The sequence below is a fragment of the Streptomyces sp. NPDC053560 genome (genome assembly GCF_044544605.1).
Classification (GTDB): domain Bacteria; phylum Actinomycetota; class Actinomycetes; order Streptomycetales; family Streptomycetaceae; genus Streptomyces.
Genome location: NZ_JBITXI010000013.1, coordinates 117,685 through 134,210 on the forward strand (window position 1 = coordinate 117,685; position 16,526 = coordinate 134,210).

The window sequence follows — 16,526 nt, forward strand, 5'->3', positions numbered from 1 at the left end:
AGCCGCCCGCCCGCATACGCAAAATGCATGCGAGGAGTCATCTATACGCTGGGCTCATGGATATGGAACTGCGCCACCTGCGGTGCCTCGTGGCCATCGTCGACGCCGGGAGCTTCACCGACGCCGCCATCGACCTCGGGATCTCCCAGGCCGCCGTGTCCCGCAACCTCAGCGCGCTCGAAGGCGTCCTCGGGGTGCAACTGCTCCACCGCACCAGCCGGAACGTCACCCCCACCACCGCCGGCGTGCAGGTGCTGGCCCGCGCACGCCAGCTGCTCGCCGACGCCGACAACCTCCTGCGCGAGGCCACCACCGGCCACACCCGGCTGCGCATCGGCCACGCCTGGTCGGCGATGGGCCGGCACACCACCGCGTACCAGCGCCGCTGGGCCGCCCTGCACCCCGACATCGAGCTGCACCTCATCCGCACCAATTCGCCCACCGGCGGCCTGGCCGAAGGGTTGTGCGACCTGGCGGTGGTACGCAAGCCCCTCGACGCCGACCGCTTCGCCAGTGCCGCCGTCGGCGAGGAGCGGCGCTACTGCGCGCTGGCGGCGGACGATCCATGGGCGGCCCGCCGCTCCGTCCCGCTGGCCGACGCCGCCACGCGCACCGTGCTCGCCGACCGGCGTACCGGCACCACGACCGCCGAGCTGTGGCCGGCGGACGGCCGTCCCGTCATCGAGTACACCCGGGACGTCGACGACTGGCTCGCGGCGATCGCCGCCGGGCGGGGCATCGGCATCACCCCGGAGAGCACGGCCGGCCAGTACCGCCGCGACGGCGTCGTCTTCCGCCCGCTGCGGCACGCCCCGCCCGTCACCGTCCACCTCATATGGCGGCGCCACGACCCTCACCCGGCCACGCACGCCGCGGTCGCCCTGCTGGCGGACCTCTACCGGGAGGGGCGGACCCGCAGGGCGCGGCGCGCCGGCTAGGGCGCGCCGGTGGCGGTGAGGCGGACGATGCGCAGGGATCCGTTCTCCTTCCCGGGGTGACGGCTCGTCAGGTCGAGTCTGATCCGCGTCGTCCGCACCGCATCGAACGTGACACGGGTGGGGGAGTCCGAGGCGTCCGCCCAGTCGATACGGACGCGGTCCGCCGGCACGTACTCCCTGCCGTCCCAGTAGCTGACGGTGAGCGAGGCGGGCAGTGCGTAGGTGTCGTCGTCCGTCGTGAACGACACCTCGACGCCGGCCACCTCGCGGCGGCGCGACCAGGTCACCGCCACCCAGTCCGCGGCGCGCGCGGCACTGACGGCCGGCAGCAGGCCGGTCGCCGCCATGAGGTAGTGGTTCGACCAGCCGCTGCCCGGGTCACCGTCGAGCATCCGCGCGGGCACGGTGTCCGGCGCGCCGGAGAAGCTCGCGTCCGCGGCCGGAGCGCCGGAGGCGGCCTCGCGTACACCGGTCACCGCGGCCGCTGTCGGCACCGTGACCCCGGCCGCGCCCGCCCGCCGTCCCGTGACGGAGATCCGGGCCGAGGCGGAGTGCAGCCCGTCCGCCCGCGCGGTGACCGTGACCGCGGAGGCGCCGTCGGCCGGCCGTACGATCGCGAGGGCCTTGCCATGGAAGGCGGTCCGTACGGCCGAGCCGTAGTTCTCGGCGCTCTCCTGCTGCCCGTTGTCGACGCCCAGCAGATGGCCGCCGGTCACCCGGAAGGTCAGGGCGTGGTCGGCGCCGGGTACGAGGACGCCCCGGGAGTCGGTCACCTCGGCCGTGACGAAGACCAGGCCGCTCCCGTCGGCGGCCACCTCCTTGTGGTCCGGCGTCAGCCGCACCGCCGCGGGCTCGCCCGCGGTGCGCAGCGTGTCGCGGGCGACCTCACGCCCGTCGCGCCGTGCCACCGCCACGAGCTTGCCCGGCTCGAAAGGCACCCGCCAGGTGAGGTGGAGCCGGCCCGCGCTGCCGTTGGGGCTGGTGTAGCTGCCCGGGTACGGGCCCGAGGTGACGGTCTTGTCGTCCCCGGTGGCCTCGGTCGTCTCCAGGTACTCGCGCCCGTCCGCCGTCTTCTTGCGGTCGAAGCGGCGGGCACCCACCGAGCGGCCGTTGAGGAACAGTTCCACGCTGTCCGCGTTGGTGTAAGCCCACACCGTCACCACGTCCTTGGGGTGGTGCCCGGTCCAGTCCATGGGGACCAGATGCACCATCGGCGTCCGGCTCCACTGGCTGCGGAACAGCGAGAACTGGTCCTTGGGGAACCCCGCGGTGTCGACGGCGCCGAAGAACGAGGACTTCACGGGGAAGACATCGTCGTACGGCGTCGGCTCACCGATGTAGTCGATGCCGGTCCACAGGAACTGACCGCCGAAGAACTCCCGGTCGCGGTCCTTCTTCAGGGCGTACTCGCCGCTCATCGTCCACGACTCCAGGTTGTTGTCGTACGACGAGGCACCGCGGCGGCCGGGCGTGTAGTTCTCCCCGGTGTTGAGCTGTCCCGGGCTCTCGTACACCCCGCGGGTCGACGTGCTCGACGAGCTCTCGGACTCGAAGAAGAAGGTGTCCGGGTACTTCGCGTGCAGCGCGTCGAGGGAGGCGGCCGTGTTGTAGTTGAGCCCGACGCCGTCCAGCATGCGCAGGATGCGGTCCTGCGGTGAACCGTCCTTCGGCACACTGCGGTACTTGTCCGAGCCGATCACCACGGCCCGTGTGGTGTCGACCGACCGCACGGCCGCGATCAGCCGCTCGGCCATCCCCACCCCGGCCTCGCTCGTACTGTCCGGGATCTCGTTGCCGATCGACCACATCACCACGGCGGGCGAGTTCTTGGCCGCGTGCACCATCTCCTTGATGTCGGCGTCGCTGTGCTCGTCGAAGAAGCGGCCGTAGTCGTACGGGTTCTTCGGCGTGCGCCAGCAGTCGAACGCCTCGACCTGCAGCATGATCCCCAGCTCCGCGCAGAGCGCGACCACCTGGGGTGCCGGCGGATTGTGCGAGGTCCGCAGCGCGTTGACGCCCATCTCGCGCATCAGCTCCAACTGCCGTCGGGCCGCGGCCGGATGGAAGGCGGCGCCCAGCGCCCCCAGGTCGTGGTGGAGATTGACGCCCTGGAGCTTCATCCGCTCCCCGTTGAGCGCGAAGCCGTGTTCGGGGTCGAAGGTGGTCCACCGCAGCCCGAACGGCGTGCTCGTCTCGTCGACGGTCCGGCCGCCGACGCTGATCCGGGTGTCCACGGTGTAGAGGTAAGGCCGCCGCACCGACCAGAGCCGGGGCTTGTCGATGCGCAGATCCAGCGAGGTCGTCGACGGGTCACCGCCGAGCGTGGCGGGGGCCGACGCCGACGTGATCCGCCGCCCGTCCGCGTCCCGAACCGTCGCCGTGACCTCCGCACGTACGGTCTTCCCCGCCGCGCCGACGGCGGCCACCGCCACGTGGACCGCTCCACGGCCCGCCGCGACGTGCCGCGCCAGGTCCGGGGTGGTGACCGTGACCCCGTGCCGGACGATGTGCACGGGATCGGTGACGACCAGCCGTACGTCCCGGTGGATGCCGCTGCCGGAGTACCAACGGCTGCTGGGCACCTGGTTGCGCGCCCGCACGGAGAGGGTGTTCGCCGTTTTGCCGTCGGTGTGCGCCAGGTCGGTGACGTCCACGGCGAACCCGGTGTAGCCGTACGGGTGGGTGGCGGCCCGCCGGCCGTTGAAGTGCACCTGCGCGTCCATGTACACGCCGTCGAATTCGACGGAGATCCGCTTCCCCGCCGTCCTCGCGGGCAGCGTGAAGGACTTGGTGTACCAGCCGAGCCCGCCGGGGAGGTAGCCGGAACCGGCGGTGGTGCGGTCGTCCTTGACGGGGTCCAGGCCGATGCTCCAGTCGTGCGGCACGTCCACCTCGTGCCAGGCCGGATCGTCGTCGGCGGGCCGGGGCGCCTCCTCGCCGGTGGTGTTGACGAGCGCGAACCGCCACCCGTGGCGGAGGCCGGTCTCCCGCCGCGCGCCCAGCGCCTCGTCCGCCACCGGTTCCGCCCGGCCGGCCGCCGAGGCCGTGGGACCCATCGCCAGTTGTGCACCGAGGACTCCGCCGAAGGAGGCGCCGGCTCCGCCCAGAACCGCGCGTCGTGAGATGGCCATGTGTGCCTTCCGGTGATCCGTGAGAGTGACGGGGCAGCCGAACGCGCTGAGTCTGTCGACTCCTGTTGATATATGTCAATGAACAAAACAAAACTGTTCAACTAGCCGCAGGCGGAAGCGGTTCACGCCGGTCTCGGACTCCTCCCGCGGGAACCCACCGCAACAACTCCGCCCGCCGGGTGAAGTCGAAGGAGGCCGCCACGCCGACCCGCTGCCGCCCGGCCGTGCTCGCTTCTTCCGCGCCGTCTCGCATGACATCGAGGCCAGGGAGGGCGGCGCCGATCACTCGGGGGGAGCGGTCCCGGTGTCGTTCGCCGGGGCGATGGGGCCCTCGGACAGCCGGCGCTCCATGACCCCGGCGAGCAGCGCCAGCGCGTCCACGACCCGGGCCCGGTCCTCGCCGAGCCCCGTGAGCAGCTCGGCCTCCACGGCGAGCTGGCGCGGGAAGAGGCCGTCGATGGCTTCCTTGCCCGCGGGGGTGACGGTGACGAGCGCGGCCCGGCGGTCGGCCGGGTTGGGCGCGCGCTCGATGAAGCCGCGCTTCTCCAGCTTGGCGAGGGCCTTGCTCATGCCGGCCCGGGAGATGCCCATGTTGTCGGCGAGGCGGCGGGCGATGGCCGGCTCGTCCGCGTACCGCAGCGGCACCAGCACGTCCAGCTCGGGGTTGGTGAGCGGGGCCCCGTCGTAGAGCGGCTCCACCGCCTCGTCGAAGAGGGCGACGATCCGCTTGAGCAGCGCCACCACCTCCATGGGAGAGGTGTCCAGGCCGGGGTTGTGCGCGGACCACTGCTCGCGGACCACGGACGGGGGGAGGGGCAGCACGGACGCACTCCTTTGGGGACGGGCTTGGTAAGCCGGAGAACTTTGTAAACCGGTGAACTATTGGTTACCTTTCTTGAATGGTATCCCCGGCTCCCCCTTCCCGTACCTCCGGCGCGCCCCCGCGCGCTGCCGACGCGGCCGCTGCCGCCGATCTCGACGGGCCGCCGCGCAAGCGCGCGGGCGCACTGATCGCGGTCCTCGGCGCGCTCACCGGCATCGCCCCGCTCGCCACCGACATGTACGTACCGGGCTTCCCGTCCATGGGCGAGTCCCTGCACGCGAGCAGCTCCGCCGTCCAGCTCACCATGACCGCGTTCCTCGCCGGCCTCGTCGTCGGGCAGGTGCTGGTGGGCCCGATCAGCGACGGCCTCGGGCGGCGCGGACTCCTCATCCGGGGCGGCATTGGCTTCACCGTGCTCTCCCTGGCCTGCGCCGTCGCACCCAACGTCGAGGTGCTGACCGCGGCCCGGTTCCTGCAAGGAGTGTGCGGCGCCGCGGGCATGGTGCTGGCCCGCGCGGTCCTCACCGACCGCTTCCACGGCCCGGACATACCGCGGTACTTCGCCCTGCTCTCCCAGATCCTCGGCGTCGCACCCGTCGCGGCGCCCGTCGTCGGCGGCGCCATCCTGTCCGTCTCCACCTGGCGCGCCGTCTTCGTCGTCCTGGCCGTCATCGGCGCGGTCCTGCTGCTCTCCGTGCTGGCCAAGGTCCCGGAGTCGCTGCCGCCCGAGCGCCGCCACAGCGGCGGCATCGGCGGCACCTTCCGCGCGATGGGCACGCTGCTGGGCAACCGCGCGTTCATGGGGTACGTGCTCGTCCTCGGCTTCAGCGCGGCGGCCCTGTTCGCCTACATCAGCGGGTCGAGCTTCGTCTTCGAGAACCTCTACGGCGTCTCCGCCACGGTCTACTCGCTGATCTTCGCGTGCAACGCCATCGCCATGCTGATCGCCGGCGCGGTCTTCGGGAAGCTGGCCCGCCGCCACGTCCCCCTGAACACCCTGCTCACCGCGGGAGTCTGCCTCTCGGTACTGGGCGCCCTGGCGCAGGTCCTGCTGCTGGCCACGGTAGGCGGCACCCTGGCCGGCACCTGGATCTGCCTCTTCCTGACGCTGGGCGGCGTCGGTATGACGTTCCCCGCGACGATGAGCCTCGGCCAGACGCTGGGCCGCGCGGCACCCGGCGCGGCCTCCGCCCTCCTCGGCGGCCTGCAGTTCCTCTTCGGCGCGGCGGCCTCGCCGCTGGTGGGCGCCTTCGGCGAGGGCAGCTCCGCCCCGATGGCCGTCATCATGCTGAGCGCCCTGGCCGCGGCGGCCCTCTGCCTGATCGCCCTCGTCCGCCCGTGGCAACGCCACGGCGAAGCCACGGGCGGCGAGCCCACGGGCTGAGCCGGCCGATTCCGGGTGCCCCGCCGCAAGCCGGTACGGCGTCGCCGGTGCCTCAGCGGAAGGCGTCGGCGTTCTCCGCGACCCACTGGCGGAACGTCCTGGCCGGGGCCCCGGTGACCCGCGACACCGTGTCGCGCACCCGCAGCAACTCCTCGTTCATGTCCCCACCGGTCACGTCGAGCACCGCATCCGCCGACTCGTCGCCCATGAACGCGGCCAGCTGTCGGTGCGCCTCGGCCCGGCCGGCCTCGACGACCGGCACCTCCCGCCCCAGCACCGCGCCGGTCGCCGCCACCTGCTGCCGGGCCGTCACCCGCTCGGGACCGGTCAGCGCGTACGTCCGGCCGCGGTGCCCCGGCTCGGCCAGCGCCACCCGTGCCACCGACGCGATGTCCGCCGGTGTGACCGGCGGACCGTCGCGCGCATGGTGCCCGCACCGTGTCAGCCGTGCGCGGGCAGCAGGCGCGCGAGGGCCGTGAAGCCACGGTCCTCGGCATGCTGCCGGGCGGTCACTCCCTTCTTGTCGGCGAGGCCGGGATCGGCTCCCGCGTCCAGGAGCAGCTCGACCACCCGCTGGTGGTTCCGGCCGCCGTCACCGAGGATGACCGCTTCCAGCAGGGCGGTCCAGCCGAGGCTGTTGACGTGGTCGACGTCGATACGGATGTCGGGGTTGGTCAGCACTTCGCGCACGTAGTCGGCATGACCGCGTTCGGACGCCGGTATCAGGGAGGTGCCGCCGTAGCGATTGACCAGGGTGTAATCGGGCTCGGCCGCCGCCAGCACCCGTGCCATCTTCACACTGCCGGTCACCCCCGTCACCAGCCACGGGGTGTCGTGCCGCCAGTCCAGTGCGTCGGGGTCCGCGCCCGCCTCGACCAGCGCCTCGGCCGCTTCGATGTGATCCCCGGTCGCGGCGAGCAGCAGTGGTGTGCGGCGCTTGGCGTCGCGCGCTTCCACGCGGGCACCGCGGTCGAGGGCCGCGCGTACGGCCGGCGCGTCGCCCGCCCGGGCGGCCTTGAGCAGCGCGCGGTCGGCGGCCGGGCCGGGAGACCGCCGGGGCGAAGCGGAGTCGCCGGACGACGGAGAGGTGCCCGCGGCCGTCGGCTTGTGATGCCCCGCCGTGTCGTCCTCGGGCGGCGACGCGCACCCCGCGAGCAGCGCCAACCCACTGAGCAGGACGCCGGCAGCGACGGCGGAACGGCGCTTGCGCTCTCCCCCTGCGATGCGCTTTGTCATCCCTGTCCCAGTCCCAGTCCCAGTCCCTGTCCCTCGGTGCATGGTGCGGTGCGCCTCCTTGGCGGTGGTCTTGGCGGTGGATCGATCCGGATCGATGCGGATCGTTTCGGTGTGGTGCGGTGCGGTCATCCTTGATCCCTCCGCCCTTGTCGTGGATCGGCGGAGCGGCTGGTCGTGCCTCGCGTAGGGAGGACGGCCGGGTCGGCCGATCGGCTGATGTGCACAGGGGCCCGTACGCTCACGGTGTGCCGCGGGCGGCATATCGTTGCGGGGTGACCGGCTCGGGGGAAGAGGCAGCCGGGTACCGCGAAGGGCGAGGGATACGAACGTGGCGGCACGAACCGGCCGGCGGGCCGACGACGAACGGCCGGCAGCGGCGGAGCCCGAACGCGTCCCCTTGAGCGAACGCGCGCGCGACGCCATCCGCGAGCGTGTCATCGACGGCCGTTACCCGCAGGGTGCCCGTGTGGTGGAGCGTGAAGTGGCGGAGGAACTGCGCATGTCGCGGGTCCCGGTGCGGGAGGCGCTGCGCGGGCTGGTCGCCGAGGGCCTGCTGGAGCTGCTGCCGCACAGCGGCGTACGGGTGCGGCGGCTGGACCGTACGGACGTGGAGCATCTCTACGAGGTGTGGGAGCCGCTGGCCATTCAGGCGTCGCGGCTGGCTGCCCGCCGGGTGGCGAGCGCGGCACCGGACGAGCCGCCGCCGCTGGCGGGGCTGCGGTCAGCTCTGGAACGGGCGGAGACGGCGGCGGCCGGCGGGGAACCGGGGCTGGAGGTGGTGGCCAACACCGCGTTCCACGACGGGATCGTGGCGCTGTCGGGCAATCCTTTGCTGGCGCGCACGATGGCGCGGCTCAGCTGGCAGCTGCGGCTGCTGTTCGGGCTCAACTCGGAGCCGGACCATATGCGCGTGCAGCACCGCGCCATGTACGAGCGGATCGCCGCCGGAGATGCGGACGCCGCGGCGGCGCTGACGCTCGTCCACGTACGGGACAGCCGGACGGCCGCCCTCCGCGCCGTCTCGGTGTGAGCGGCCTCCCCGCGACGATGTCCGCCATCCGGCAGCCGATGCCCGCACCGCGTCAGCCATGGATGCCATCGATGACGCCACCAAGCACCCGGCAATCGAGCTGCCGCACTGGGCGCGGGCCCACCTCACGCCGCAGCAGCGTGCCGCGGCCACGGTCTGCGCCTCAGGGGAACACTGCCCCATGCGTTCCGCCGCGCACGGCCGACTCGGCCTGGGCCGCATCGGTTACGTCCACTCCGCGGCCCAACTCGCCGACTGGCTGGCGGAGTTGAATGTACCGGCCGGCCCGGTACGGTGCCTCCCCATCGAGGACGTCGTACCCGCCCTGCCGGTCCAGGGGCCCGCACCCGGCCTGGCCGACCGGATGCGCGAACTGCATCACCGCTTCCAGGCCATGCGGCGTACGGGCCCGCAGGCCGCCGGCTGACGCCGACGGCGTCCGCCTACTTGGCGATGGCGGCGGCTCCGGCCTTGGCGAACTTCTCGTCCAGGTCGCCGCTGGGCGCCCCCGCGACACCGATGCCCGCCACCGGGGCGCCCTTCGCGGCGACGGGGGCGCCGCCCGCGAGGAACAGCGTCCCGGGGATGTCCTTGAGCGTCGGCGCGGACTCCAGGCGCTTGGCCAGCTCGGAGGTGGGCGCGTTCCAGGAGACCGCGGTGAAGGCCTTCTTTTCGGCCGCCTCGTAGGACTGCGGGCCCGCACCGTCACCGCGCAGGGTGACCAGGGTGTTGCCGTTGCGGTCGACGACCGCGACGGACACCCGCTGGTTCTCCTTCTTCGCGGCCTTCAGCGCGCCCTGCGCCGCCTGCACGGCGGTGTCGATGCCCAGGTGGGTGGAGTTGACCAGCCCACCGCTGTTCGCCTCGGTCTTCGCGGCGGCACCGGCCTGGTCGGCGGCGGGGGAGGCCTGGGCCGAGACGGCACCGGCCGTACCGGCGACCAGCGCGGCGGCGACGGCCGTACCGGCGACCAGACGGGTGCGCTTCGAGACCTTCTTCACGTGCTTCATGAGAACGACTCCAGAGTGTGGTGTGTGATGTCCGGTGACGTGATCCATCCTGGTTCCGGGACCGGCGGCAGGGCGTCGGCCCACCGGCTCCACACACCGGGCGGACCGGACGACGCCGGGGTCATCCGATCGGTTGACCCCGCAGCCGCCCCCGCGGGGTCACCCTGGACGTACGGCACGTCCGCGCGGGCGTGGAACCTGCTGGAAGGAGACCCGGAGGTGGCGGTACCGCACCGGCAGCACACCGTGGCCGATCCCGACGCGGGCTGGCTCGGCACCGTCATGCACGCCGCGTTCTTCGTGCTGCTCGGCGCCTCGCTGGTCCGGTTCCTGGTCCGGCACCCGGGAGAGCCGCGCACGCCGTGGATCATCGCGCTGTCGGCCGTACTGGCCGTGCTGTACGTCCTCGTACCGGCGCTGCGGGGCCGGTTCACGCCCCGCCGCCCGACTCGGCTGACCTGGCTGACCCTGGTCGTCGGGGTCTGGGTGGTACTGGTGGTGCTCGCGCCGAGCTTCGCGTGGTGCGCGGTGCCGCTGCTGTACACGGGGCTGCGTACGCTGCCGCCGCGCGCCGCAGTCGCCCTGGTCGCGCTGCTCACCGTCTTCGTCGTCGCTGCCCAGTTGAAGCTGGCCGGCTGGGCCGACCCGAACCTGCTGCTCGCGCCGCCGGCCGTGGCCGCTGTCGCCACCGCCGTCTTCGTCCACATGCAGCGGCAGTCGGCCCGCCAGCGCGCCCTGATCGACGATCTCGTCCGTACGCGGCGCGACCTGGCCGCCACCGAACGCCGCGAAGGCACCCTCGCCGAGCGTCAGCGGCTCGCCATGGAGATCCACGACACGCTCGCCCAGGGCCTCTCCAGCCAGCGCATGCTCCTCCAGGCCGCCGACCGGATCTGGCTCTCGGACACGGAACAGGCCCGCGGTCATGTCCGTTCGGCCGCCGCTGTGGCCGAACGGAACCTCGCCGAGGCCCGGCGCTTCGTCCACGACCTGGCACCGGCCGACCTGGCCGACGGCGGTTCCCTCACCGAAGCGCTGCGCACGCTCGCCACCCGGGAGAGCACGGACGCGCTGACCGTACGCTGCCACATCGAAGGCACGCCCACCGCGCTGTCCGACCGGGTCGAGGCGACCGTGCTGCGCATCGCCCAGGGCGCCCTGGCCAACGTCCGCGAGCATGCCCGTGCGACGACCGCCACTCTCACCCTGACCTGCCTGGACGACCAGATCGTGCTCGACATCGCGGACGACGGCCGCGGCTTCGACCCCGGCACCACCCCCGAGTCCGCCGCAGGCCGCCACGACCTGCGGGGGCACGGCCTGCCCGCCATCCGCGCCCGGCTGCGCCAGGCGGGCGGCACCCTGACCATCGAGTCGGCCCCCGGCGAGGGCACCGTCCTCTCCGCCTCGATCCCGCTGAACCCCGTGGCCCCCTGACCCCTGCCCCCTGCCCCCTGCCCCCTGCCCCCTGGCCCTTGGCCCTTGGCCCTTGGCACCTGAACCTCCGGAGCACCCGTGAGTACGTCGCCCTCCGCCATCCCGGCCCCCGTACGGTTGCTGATCTGCGACGACCACGCCGTCGTACGCGCCGGGCTGCTCGCGCTCCTGGGCAGCGCGCCGGACATCGAGGTCGTCGGCGAGGCCGGGAGCGGCGAGGAGGCGGTCGCGCTGGCCGCGAAGCTCGTACCGGACGTGGTCCTCATGGACCTCCAGCTCAGGCCCGGCATCGACGGCGTCGAGGCCACCCGTCGCATCACGGCCCTGCAGGACGGCGCCCCGTACGTGCTGGTGCTCACCACCTACGACACCGACGCGGACATCACCCGCGCCATCGAGGCCGGGGCCACCGGCTATCTGCTCAAGGCCGAGCGGCCCGAGGAACTGTTCGCGGCGATCCACTCCGCCGCGCAGGGCCGCACCGCGCTGTCGCCGCCCGTCGCGGGCCGGGTCATGGCCCGCATGCGCAGCCCGCGCCCCACCCTCACCGCACGCGAGCTGGACATCCTCGGCCAGCTCGCCCACGGCCTGGGCAATCGCGACATCGCACGCACCTTGTTCATCAGCGAGGCCACGGTGAAGACGCATCTGGGCCGCATCTACGACAAGCTCGGCGTCGACACCCGGGCCGGTGCGGTCGCGGTCGCCAAGGAACAGCGCCTGCTGCCCTGAGCCGCGGGAGCGCCCCGGCACTCCGATTGCCGGTCACCGGACATCGTGCGGGTGACGGCCGCCACGGCCGCCCGCCGTCCGGCTTTGTATCCTCGGCAGGCGTCATCCGCCGAAGATCACGCACCGTGAGCAAGCGCGCCACCCGGGAGAGGACACCGTATGACCACCGAGCTCAGCCCCGACGCCCTGACCGGACTTCTCGACCGGGCCCGACAGGACTACCAGGACCTCGTCGGACGCGGGCTCTCGCTCGACCTCACCCGCGGCAAGCCCGCGCCGGAGCAGCTCGACCTCGCCGAGGGCCTGCTCAGCCTGCCCGGCAGCGGACGGCACACCGCGGCCGACGGCACGGACGTACGCAACTACGGCGGCCTGCAGGGCCTGCCGGAGCTGCGTGAGATATTCGCCGAGGTGCTGCGGGTGCCGGCCGCGCAGCTGCTCGCGCTCGGCAACTCCAGCCTGGAACTGATGCACGACTGCCTCGTGCACGCCCTGCTGGGTGTGGTCCCCGGTGCGGAGTCGCGGTGGGCGGACCAGGAGCGCATCGCGTTCCTGTGCCCGGTGCCCGGTTACGACCGGCACTTCTCGCTCTGCGAGCGGTTCGGGATCGACATGATCACGGTGCCGATGACGCCCGAGGGCCCGGACATGGACGTCGTGGAGCGGCTCGTCGCCGAGGACCCGGCGGTCAAGGGCATCTGGTGCGTACCGAAGTACAGCAACCCCACCGGTGACAGCTACAGCGACGCGACCGTGGCCCGGCTCGCCGCCATGCCGACCGCGGCCCCCGACTTCCGGATCTTCTGGGACAACGCGTACGCCGCGCACCACCTCACCGACGAACCCGTCGAGATCGCCGACCTGCTCGCGGCCTGCGCCGAGGCCGGCAACCCCGACCGGGCCTTCGTCTTCGGCTCCACCTCGAAGATCACCGCGGCGGGCGCGGGCGTCGCCTTCTTCGGCTCGTCGCCGGAGAACGTGCGGTGGCTCCTGGCCAACAACTCCAAGCGGTCGATCGGCCCGGACAAGATCAACCAGCTGCGCCATGTGCTGTTCCTGCGCGACGCCGACGGGGTGCGGGCCCACATGGAGCGCCAGCGCGCGCTGCTCCAGCCCAAGTTCGAGGCGGTCGCGCGGATCCTGGAAGCCGAGCTCGGCGGCACGGGCCTCGCGACCTGGACGTCCCCCAAGGGCGGCTACTTCGTGACCCTCGAAGTCCCGGACGGCTGCGCCAAGGAAATCGTACGCCGCGCCGCCGAGGCCGGCATCGTGCTGACCCCGGCCGGCGCCACTCACCCGTACGGGAATGACCCGCGCGACGCGGTCATCCGGATCGCTCCCAGCTACCCGAGCCCGGCCGAACTGGAGCAGGCGATCGAAGGTCTCGCCACCTGCGTCCGCCTGGTCGGCTACGAGCAGCGCGCAGCCTGAGCCGTTCCCACCACTGGCGGCGGTCCTGCGGGGCTGCGTCCTCCACAGTCCTGCGGGGCTGCGTCCTTCGGAGGACGCAGCCCCGCAGCTCATTTCGGCCAGGGAGCGTGACCGGCGCGCTAGTGCGCCGCGAGCCTCTCCACCAGCCCGATTCCCCGGGCGAGCAACTCCCGCTCTTCGCCGGTGAGCTCCGCGTCAATGGCGCGCGCAAGCCAGTCCGCCCGGCGTCCCCGCTCCTCCTCCAGCAGTGTCCGCCCCGCCGGGGAGAGCTCGACCAGGCTCTTGCGGCCGTCGGTCGGATGCGCCCGGCGCGTGATCAGCCCCTGCTCCATGAGCAGTCCAACGGCTCGGGCCATGGACTGCGGGCGTACCCGCTGATCGGCCGCCAGTTCGCTCGTCGTCATCGCACCGCTGCGGTCCAGCGCGCCCAGGACGGCCACCTGGCCGAGCGGCATCTGGTCCTCCAGCTTCACGCGCCGGGTGAGCTTTCCCATCGCGGTGCGCAGTTCGGCCGCGACGGCGGCGGATTCCGGAAGAGGCATACCGAATTTTAACGCAGCACGGCTGCACAGCAGAACTGCGCAGCAAGACTGAACAGCATAACTAAACAGCACAACTGCACAGCATTGCTGTAGAGTGCGCTGCGCCGGGTTCCGCGCCACCGTCGCCGCAGCCGAATTCCGGCATGCGACAACGGGAAGGGCTCCCATGACAGCCATCACCTCCGTCACCGGCCGCAGCGTCCTCGACAGCAGGGGCAACCCCACCGTCGAAGTGGATGTGGAACTGGCGGACGGATCCATCGGCCGGGCCGCGGTCCCCTCCGGCGCTTCGACCGGCGCCCGCGAGGCCGTCGAACTCCGCGACGGCGACCCCGCCCGCTGGCACGGCAAGGGCGTCGACCAGGCGGTACGCCACGTCAACACGGAGCTCGCAGCCGCCGTCACCGGTCGCGAGGCCGAGGACCAGGCCGACCTCGACGCCGTGCTCGTCGCCGCGGACGGCACCCCTACCAAGTCCCGGCTCGGCGCCAACGCGATCCTCGGGGTCTCCCTGGCCACCGCCAAGGCCGCGGCCGCAGCCCACCGCCTGCCGCTCTACCGTTACCTCGGCGGCTCCGGCGCCCGGCTGCTGCCCGTACCGATGATGAACATCGTCAACGGGGGCGCGCACGCCGACAATCCCCTGGACTTCCAGGAATTCATGATCGTCCCGATCGGCGCGGAGACCTTCGCCGAGGCCGTGCGGATGGGGTCCGAGATCTTCCACACCCTGCGCCGCGACCTCCTCGCCGCCGGGCACTCCACGGGCGTGGGCGACGAGGGCGGCTTCGCACCCGCCCTGCGTACCGCCGAGGAGGCCCTCGACTTCGTGGTGGCCGCAGTCGAGCGCACGGGCTACCGGCCGGGCACGGACATCGGTCTGGTCATGGACCCGGCGTCGTCCGAGTTCTTCCGCGAGGGCGTGTACGACTACAGCGGGGAAGGAGTACGGCGCACGCCCGCCGAGAACGCCGACTACCTGGCCAAGCTGATCGACGCGTACCCCATCGTGTCGATCGAGGACCCGATGGCCGAGGACGACCTGACGGGGTGGCGGGACCTGACCGCACGGGTCGGCGCGCGCTGCCAGCTCACCGGCGACGACGTGTTCTGCACGAACGAGACCCTCCTGCGTGAGGGCATAGGCTCCGGCGTCGCCAACTCGGTCCTGGTGAAGGTCAATCAGATCGGCACCCTGACGGAGGCCCTGGCCACCGTCAACACCGCCCACCGCGCCGGCTACACCGTCGTCATGTCGCACCGCTCGGGAGAGACGGAGGACACGACGATCGCGGACCTGGCGGTGGCCACGGGCTGCGGCCAGATCAAGACCGGATCACTGTCTCGCTCCGACCGCACCGCCAAGTACAACCAACTCATCCGTATCGAGGAGCAGTTGGGTTACAGTGCCCAGTACGCGGGTGCGGAGGCACTGCGACTGCGCCGCTAGCGCCTGTCCGGCGGCGGAGTGCGCGAATCCGTGCTTCGTCATCTCCGTGCTTCGCCGTTGACGGAGGCCGACGCGGTGGTGGTCACGCCGCGTCGGCCTGCGCGTGGACGGCTGCCGGGGTCTGGGCCGGAGTGCGCAGTACGGTGGCCGTGCAGGCGGCGACCGCGCACAGGGCGGCGGGCAGCAGGAACGTGAGGTTGAGCGGGGCGAGATGGGTCAGTGGCCCGATGACCGCGGGCCCGGCGAGCATGCCGAGGTAGCCGAGTCCGGCCACGCGCGAGACGTTCACCCCGGCCGCGTCCTGGTCGGCGTGGCCCGCCGCGCTGAACAGCTGTGGGATGCAGCCGGACAGCCCGGTCCCGAAGACGGCCCAGCCCACCAGCGCGAGCGGCACCCACGGCGAGAGCGCCGCCACCGTCAGGCCGATCCCGCCGAGCGCGGCGCCGTAGCGGAGCACGGCCACCGCGCCGAACCGGCCCGCCACCCGGTCGGCGAGGAACCGGCCGACGGTCATGGCGGTGGCGAAGGCACCGTACGCGAAGGCCGCGGTGGCAGCCGGCGCGTCCAGCACGTCCTTGAGGTGCAGCACGCTCCAGTCGTTGGCCACCCCTTCGCAGAGCATCAGCATCAGCGCGAGCACGGCCATGAACCAGATGCGCCGCGGCGTCCGGGCGCGGCGTACCGTACCGGCGTTCGTAGCCGCCTCGGTGCCGGAAGCTATCCGAGCAGGGCCAGCCCCAGCGTCCGAAGTCGTCCCGGCAGGGTCCGCTCCGGCGGCGTCATGGCTGTTGCGCTCCGGCCGCAGCAGTCCGCCGGTCGCGGCGCCGGCCGCGACGACACCGAACAGTGCGGCCCCGCCGAGGGTGGCCGCGGGGCTCCAGTCCCAGCTCAGCGTGCGGGCGCCGATGAGCGCCGCGAGGACGCCGCCGATGGAGAAGGTGGCGTGGAAGGCGGACATCACGGGGCGGCCGTACCCCCGCTCGACCTGCACGGCATGCGCGTTCATGCTCACGTCGAGGCAGCCGTTGCCGAGCCCGAGCAGCAGCAGGGCGCCGGCGAGCGCCCAGGCGCTGCCGGCCAGGCCCGGCAGGACGACTGCCGCGCTGCACAGGGCGGCGCTGAGCGGTACGACCGTCCGCGCGCCGAGCCGGTCGGTGAGCGGTCCGGCTATCTGCATGCCCGCGAAGGCTCCCAGGCCGAGCAGGAGCAGGAGCCAGCCCAGCACCGCGTGGCTGATCCCCGTCCGCTGCTCGATCGTGGGGATGTGGACGATCCACATCCCCAGGAGAAAGCCGTTCAGGGCGAAGTAGACGAAGGTGGCCACTCGGCCGTACCGCAGAGATCTCTCCATGCGGCGAACATATCGAACAAACGCAATGTTC

The 16,526-nt window shown here is 72.5% G+C and carries 14 protein-coding genes and 1 pseudogene; 8 read left to right on the top strand and 7 right to left on the bottom strand.

Annotated elements, in window-relative coordinates; translation table 11 throughout:
- The first annotated feature begins 56 nt into the window (after positions 1-56).
- Positions 57-938: a LysR family transcriptional regulator gene (locus tag ACIGQF_RS28930; protein ID WP_399716060.1), complete on the top strand. Its 882-nt coding sequence runs from the start codon at positions 57-59 to the stop codon at positions 936-938.
- On the opposite strand, the gene ACIGQF_RS28935 is transcribed toward ACIGQF_RS28930, so the two are convergent.
- Positions 935-4,069 (bottom strand): glycoside hydrolase family 2 TIM barrel-domain containing protein, encoded by a 3,135-nt coding sequence (locus tag ACIGQF_RS28935; protein WP_399716062.1) that lies wholly within the window; start codon positions 4,067-4,069, stop codon positions 935-937. The genes ACIGQF_RS28930 and ACIGQF_RS28935 overlap by 4 nt on opposite strands.
- 282 nt (positions 4,070-4,351) lie before the next feature.
- Positions 4,352-4,891, bottom strand: coding sequence for a MarR family winged helix-turn-helix transcriptional regulator (locus ACIGQF_RS28940; RefSeq protein WP_399716065.1), 540 nt, complete (start codon positions 4,889-4,891; stop codon positions 4,352-4,354).
- 77 nt (positions 4,892-4,968) lie between these two features.
- Here ACIGQF_RS28940 and ACIGQF_RS28945 point away from each other — a divergent pair, with 77 nt between their 5' ends.
- Positions 4,969-6,276 (top strand): multidrug effflux MFS transporter, encoded by a 1,308-nt coding sequence (locus tag ACIGQF_RS28945; protein WP_399716067.1) that lies wholly within the window; start codon positions 4,969-4,971, stop codon positions 6,274-6,276.
- A gap of 52 nt (positions 6,277-6,328) precedes the next feature.
- Here ACIGQF_RS28945 and ACIGQF_RS28950 read toward each other — a convergent pair.
- Positions 6,329-6,688: pseudogene (locus ACIGQF_RS28950) on the bottom strand (capsule biosynthesis protein CapD); the annotation flags it as partial.
- A gap of 29 nt (positions 6,689-6,717) precedes the next feature.
- The gene (locus ACIGQF_RS28955) at positions 6,718-7,299 is read right to left on the bottom strand and encodes an ankyrin repeat domain-containing protein (protein ID WP_399716493.1); all 582 of its coding nucleotides are present in this window, start codon (positions 7,297-7,299) and stop codon (positions 6,718-6,720) included.
- 541 nt (positions 7,300-7,840) lie between these two features.
- On the opposite strand from ACIGQF_RS28955, the gene ACIGQF_RS28960 reads away from it, so the two are divergent.
- A complete protein-coding gene (locus tag ACIGQF_RS28960; protein WP_399716069.1) occupies positions 7,841-8,542 on the top strand; it encodes a GntR family transcriptional regulator in 702 nt (233 codons plus the stop codon).
- Between the two features lie 58 nt (positions 8,543-8,600).
- Positions 8,601-8,969, top strand: coding sequence for a hypothetical protein (locus tag ACIGQF_RS28965; protein WP_399716071.1), 369 nt, complete (start codon positions 8,601-8,603; stop codon positions 8,967-8,969).
- A gap of 16 nt (positions 8,970-8,985) precedes the next feature.
- Here ACIGQF_RS28965 and ACIGQF_RS28970 read toward each other — a convergent pair whose 3' ends face one another.
- Positions 8,986-9,543 carry a heme-binding protein gene (locus tag ACIGQF_RS28970; RefSeq protein ID WP_399716496.1) on the bottom strand — a complete coding sequence of 186 codons (558 nt, stop codon included), beginning with the start codon at positions 9,541-9,543 and terminating at the stop codon, positions 8,986-8,988.
- 291 nt (positions 9,544-9,834) lie between these two features.
- On the opposite strand from ACIGQF_RS28970, the gene ACIGQF_RS28975 reads away from it, so the two are divergent.
- The 3 genes from ACIGQF_RS28975 to ACIGQF_RS28985 all read left to right on the top strand — a co-directional run bounded on the left by ACIGQF_RS28975 (position 9,835) and on the right by ACIGQF_RS28985 (position 13,152).
- Positions 9,835-10,989 (top strand): sensor histidine kinase, encoded by a 1,155-nt coding sequence (locus ACIGQF_RS28975; RefSeq protein WP_399716499.1) that lies wholly within the window; start codon positions 9,835-9,837, stop codon positions 10,987-10,989.
- A 78-nt stretch (positions 10,990-11,067) separates the two neighbouring features.
- Positions 11,068-11,721 (top strand): response regulator, encoded by a 654-nt coding sequence (locus ACIGQF_RS28980; RefSeq protein WP_399716074.1) that lies wholly within the window; start codon positions 11,068-11,070, stop codon positions 11,719-11,721.
- 159 nt (positions 11,722-11,880) lie between these two features.
- On the top strand, positions 11,881-13,152 hold the full coding sequence (locus ACIGQF_RS28985; protein ID WP_399716076.1) for an aminotransferase class I/II-fold pyridoxal phosphate-dependent enzyme: 1,272 nt from the start codon (positions 11,881-11,883) through the stop codon (positions 13,150-13,152).
- A gap of 119 nt (positions 13,153-13,271) precedes the next feature.
- Here ACIGQF_RS28985 and ACIGQF_RS28990 read toward each other — a convergent pair whose 3' ends face one another.
- Entirely contained in the window at positions 13,272-13,694 is a 423-nt protein-coding gene (locus ACIGQF_RS28990) for a MarR family winged helix-turn-helix transcriptional regulator (RefSeq protein WP_399716079.1), read from the bottom strand.
- 166 nt (positions 13,695-13,860) lie between these two features.
- Here ACIGQF_RS28990 and eno point away from each other — a divergent pair, with 166 nt between their 5' ends.
- Positions 13,861-15,144: a phosphopyruvate hydratase gene (gene eno / locus ACIGQF_RS28995; protein ID WP_399716082.1), complete on the top strand. Its 1,284-nt coding sequence runs from the start codon at positions 13,861-13,863 to the stop codon at positions 15,142-15,144.
- Positions 15,145-15,226: 82 nt separating this feature from the next.
- Here eno and ACIGQF_RS29000 read toward each other — a convergent pair whose 3' ends face one another.
- Positions 15,227-16,495 carry an MFS transporter gene (locus tag ACIGQF_RS29000; RefSeq protein ID WP_399716084.1) on the bottom strand — a complete coding sequence of 423 codons (1,269 nt, stop codon included), beginning with the start codon at positions 16,493-16,495 and terminating at the stop codon, positions 15,227-15,229.
- Positions 16,496-16,526 lie beyond the last annotated feature (31 nt).

Excerpts from the sequence above, each read along its gene's own strand:
- ACIGQF_RS28990 (WP_399716079.1), bottom strand. The coding sequence starts at position 13,694 with ATGCCTCTTCCGGAATCCGCCGCCGTCGCGGCCGAACTGCGCACCGCG.
- ACIGQF_RS28985 (WP_399716076.1), top strand. The coding sequence starts at position 11,881 with ATGACCACCGAGCTCAGCCCCGACGCCCTGACCGGACTTCTCGACCGG.
- ACIGQF_RS29000 (WP_399716084.1), bottom strand. The coding sequence starts at position 16,495 with ATGGAGAGATCTCTGCGGTACGGCCGAGTGGCCACCTTCGTCTACTTC.
- ACIGQF_RS28930 (WP_399716060.1), top strand. The coding sequence starts at position 57 with ATGGATATGGAACTGCGCCACCTGCGGTGCCTCGTGGCCATCGTCGAC.
- ACIGQF_RS28945 (WP_399716067.1), top strand. The coding sequence starts at position 4,969 with ATGGTATCCCCGGCTCCCCCTTCCCGTACCTCCGGCGCGCCCCCGCGC.
- ACIGQF_RS28935 (WP_399716062.1), bottom strand. The coding sequence starts at position 4,069 with ATGGCCATCTCACGACGCGCGGTTCTGGGCGGAGCCGGCGCCTCCTTC.
- eno (WP_399716082.1), top strand. The coding sequence starts at position 13,861 with ATGACAGCCATCACCTCCGTCACCGGCCGCAGCGTCCTCGACAGCAGG.
- ACIGQF_RS28975 (WP_399716499.1), top strand. The coding sequence starts at position 9,835 with ATGCACGCCGCGTTCTTCGTGCTGCTCGGCGCCTCGCTGGTCCGGTTC.
- ACIGQF_RS28965 (WP_399716071.1), top strand. The coding sequence starts at position 8,601 with ATGGATGCCATCGATGACGCCACCAAGCACCCGGCAATCGAGCTGCCG.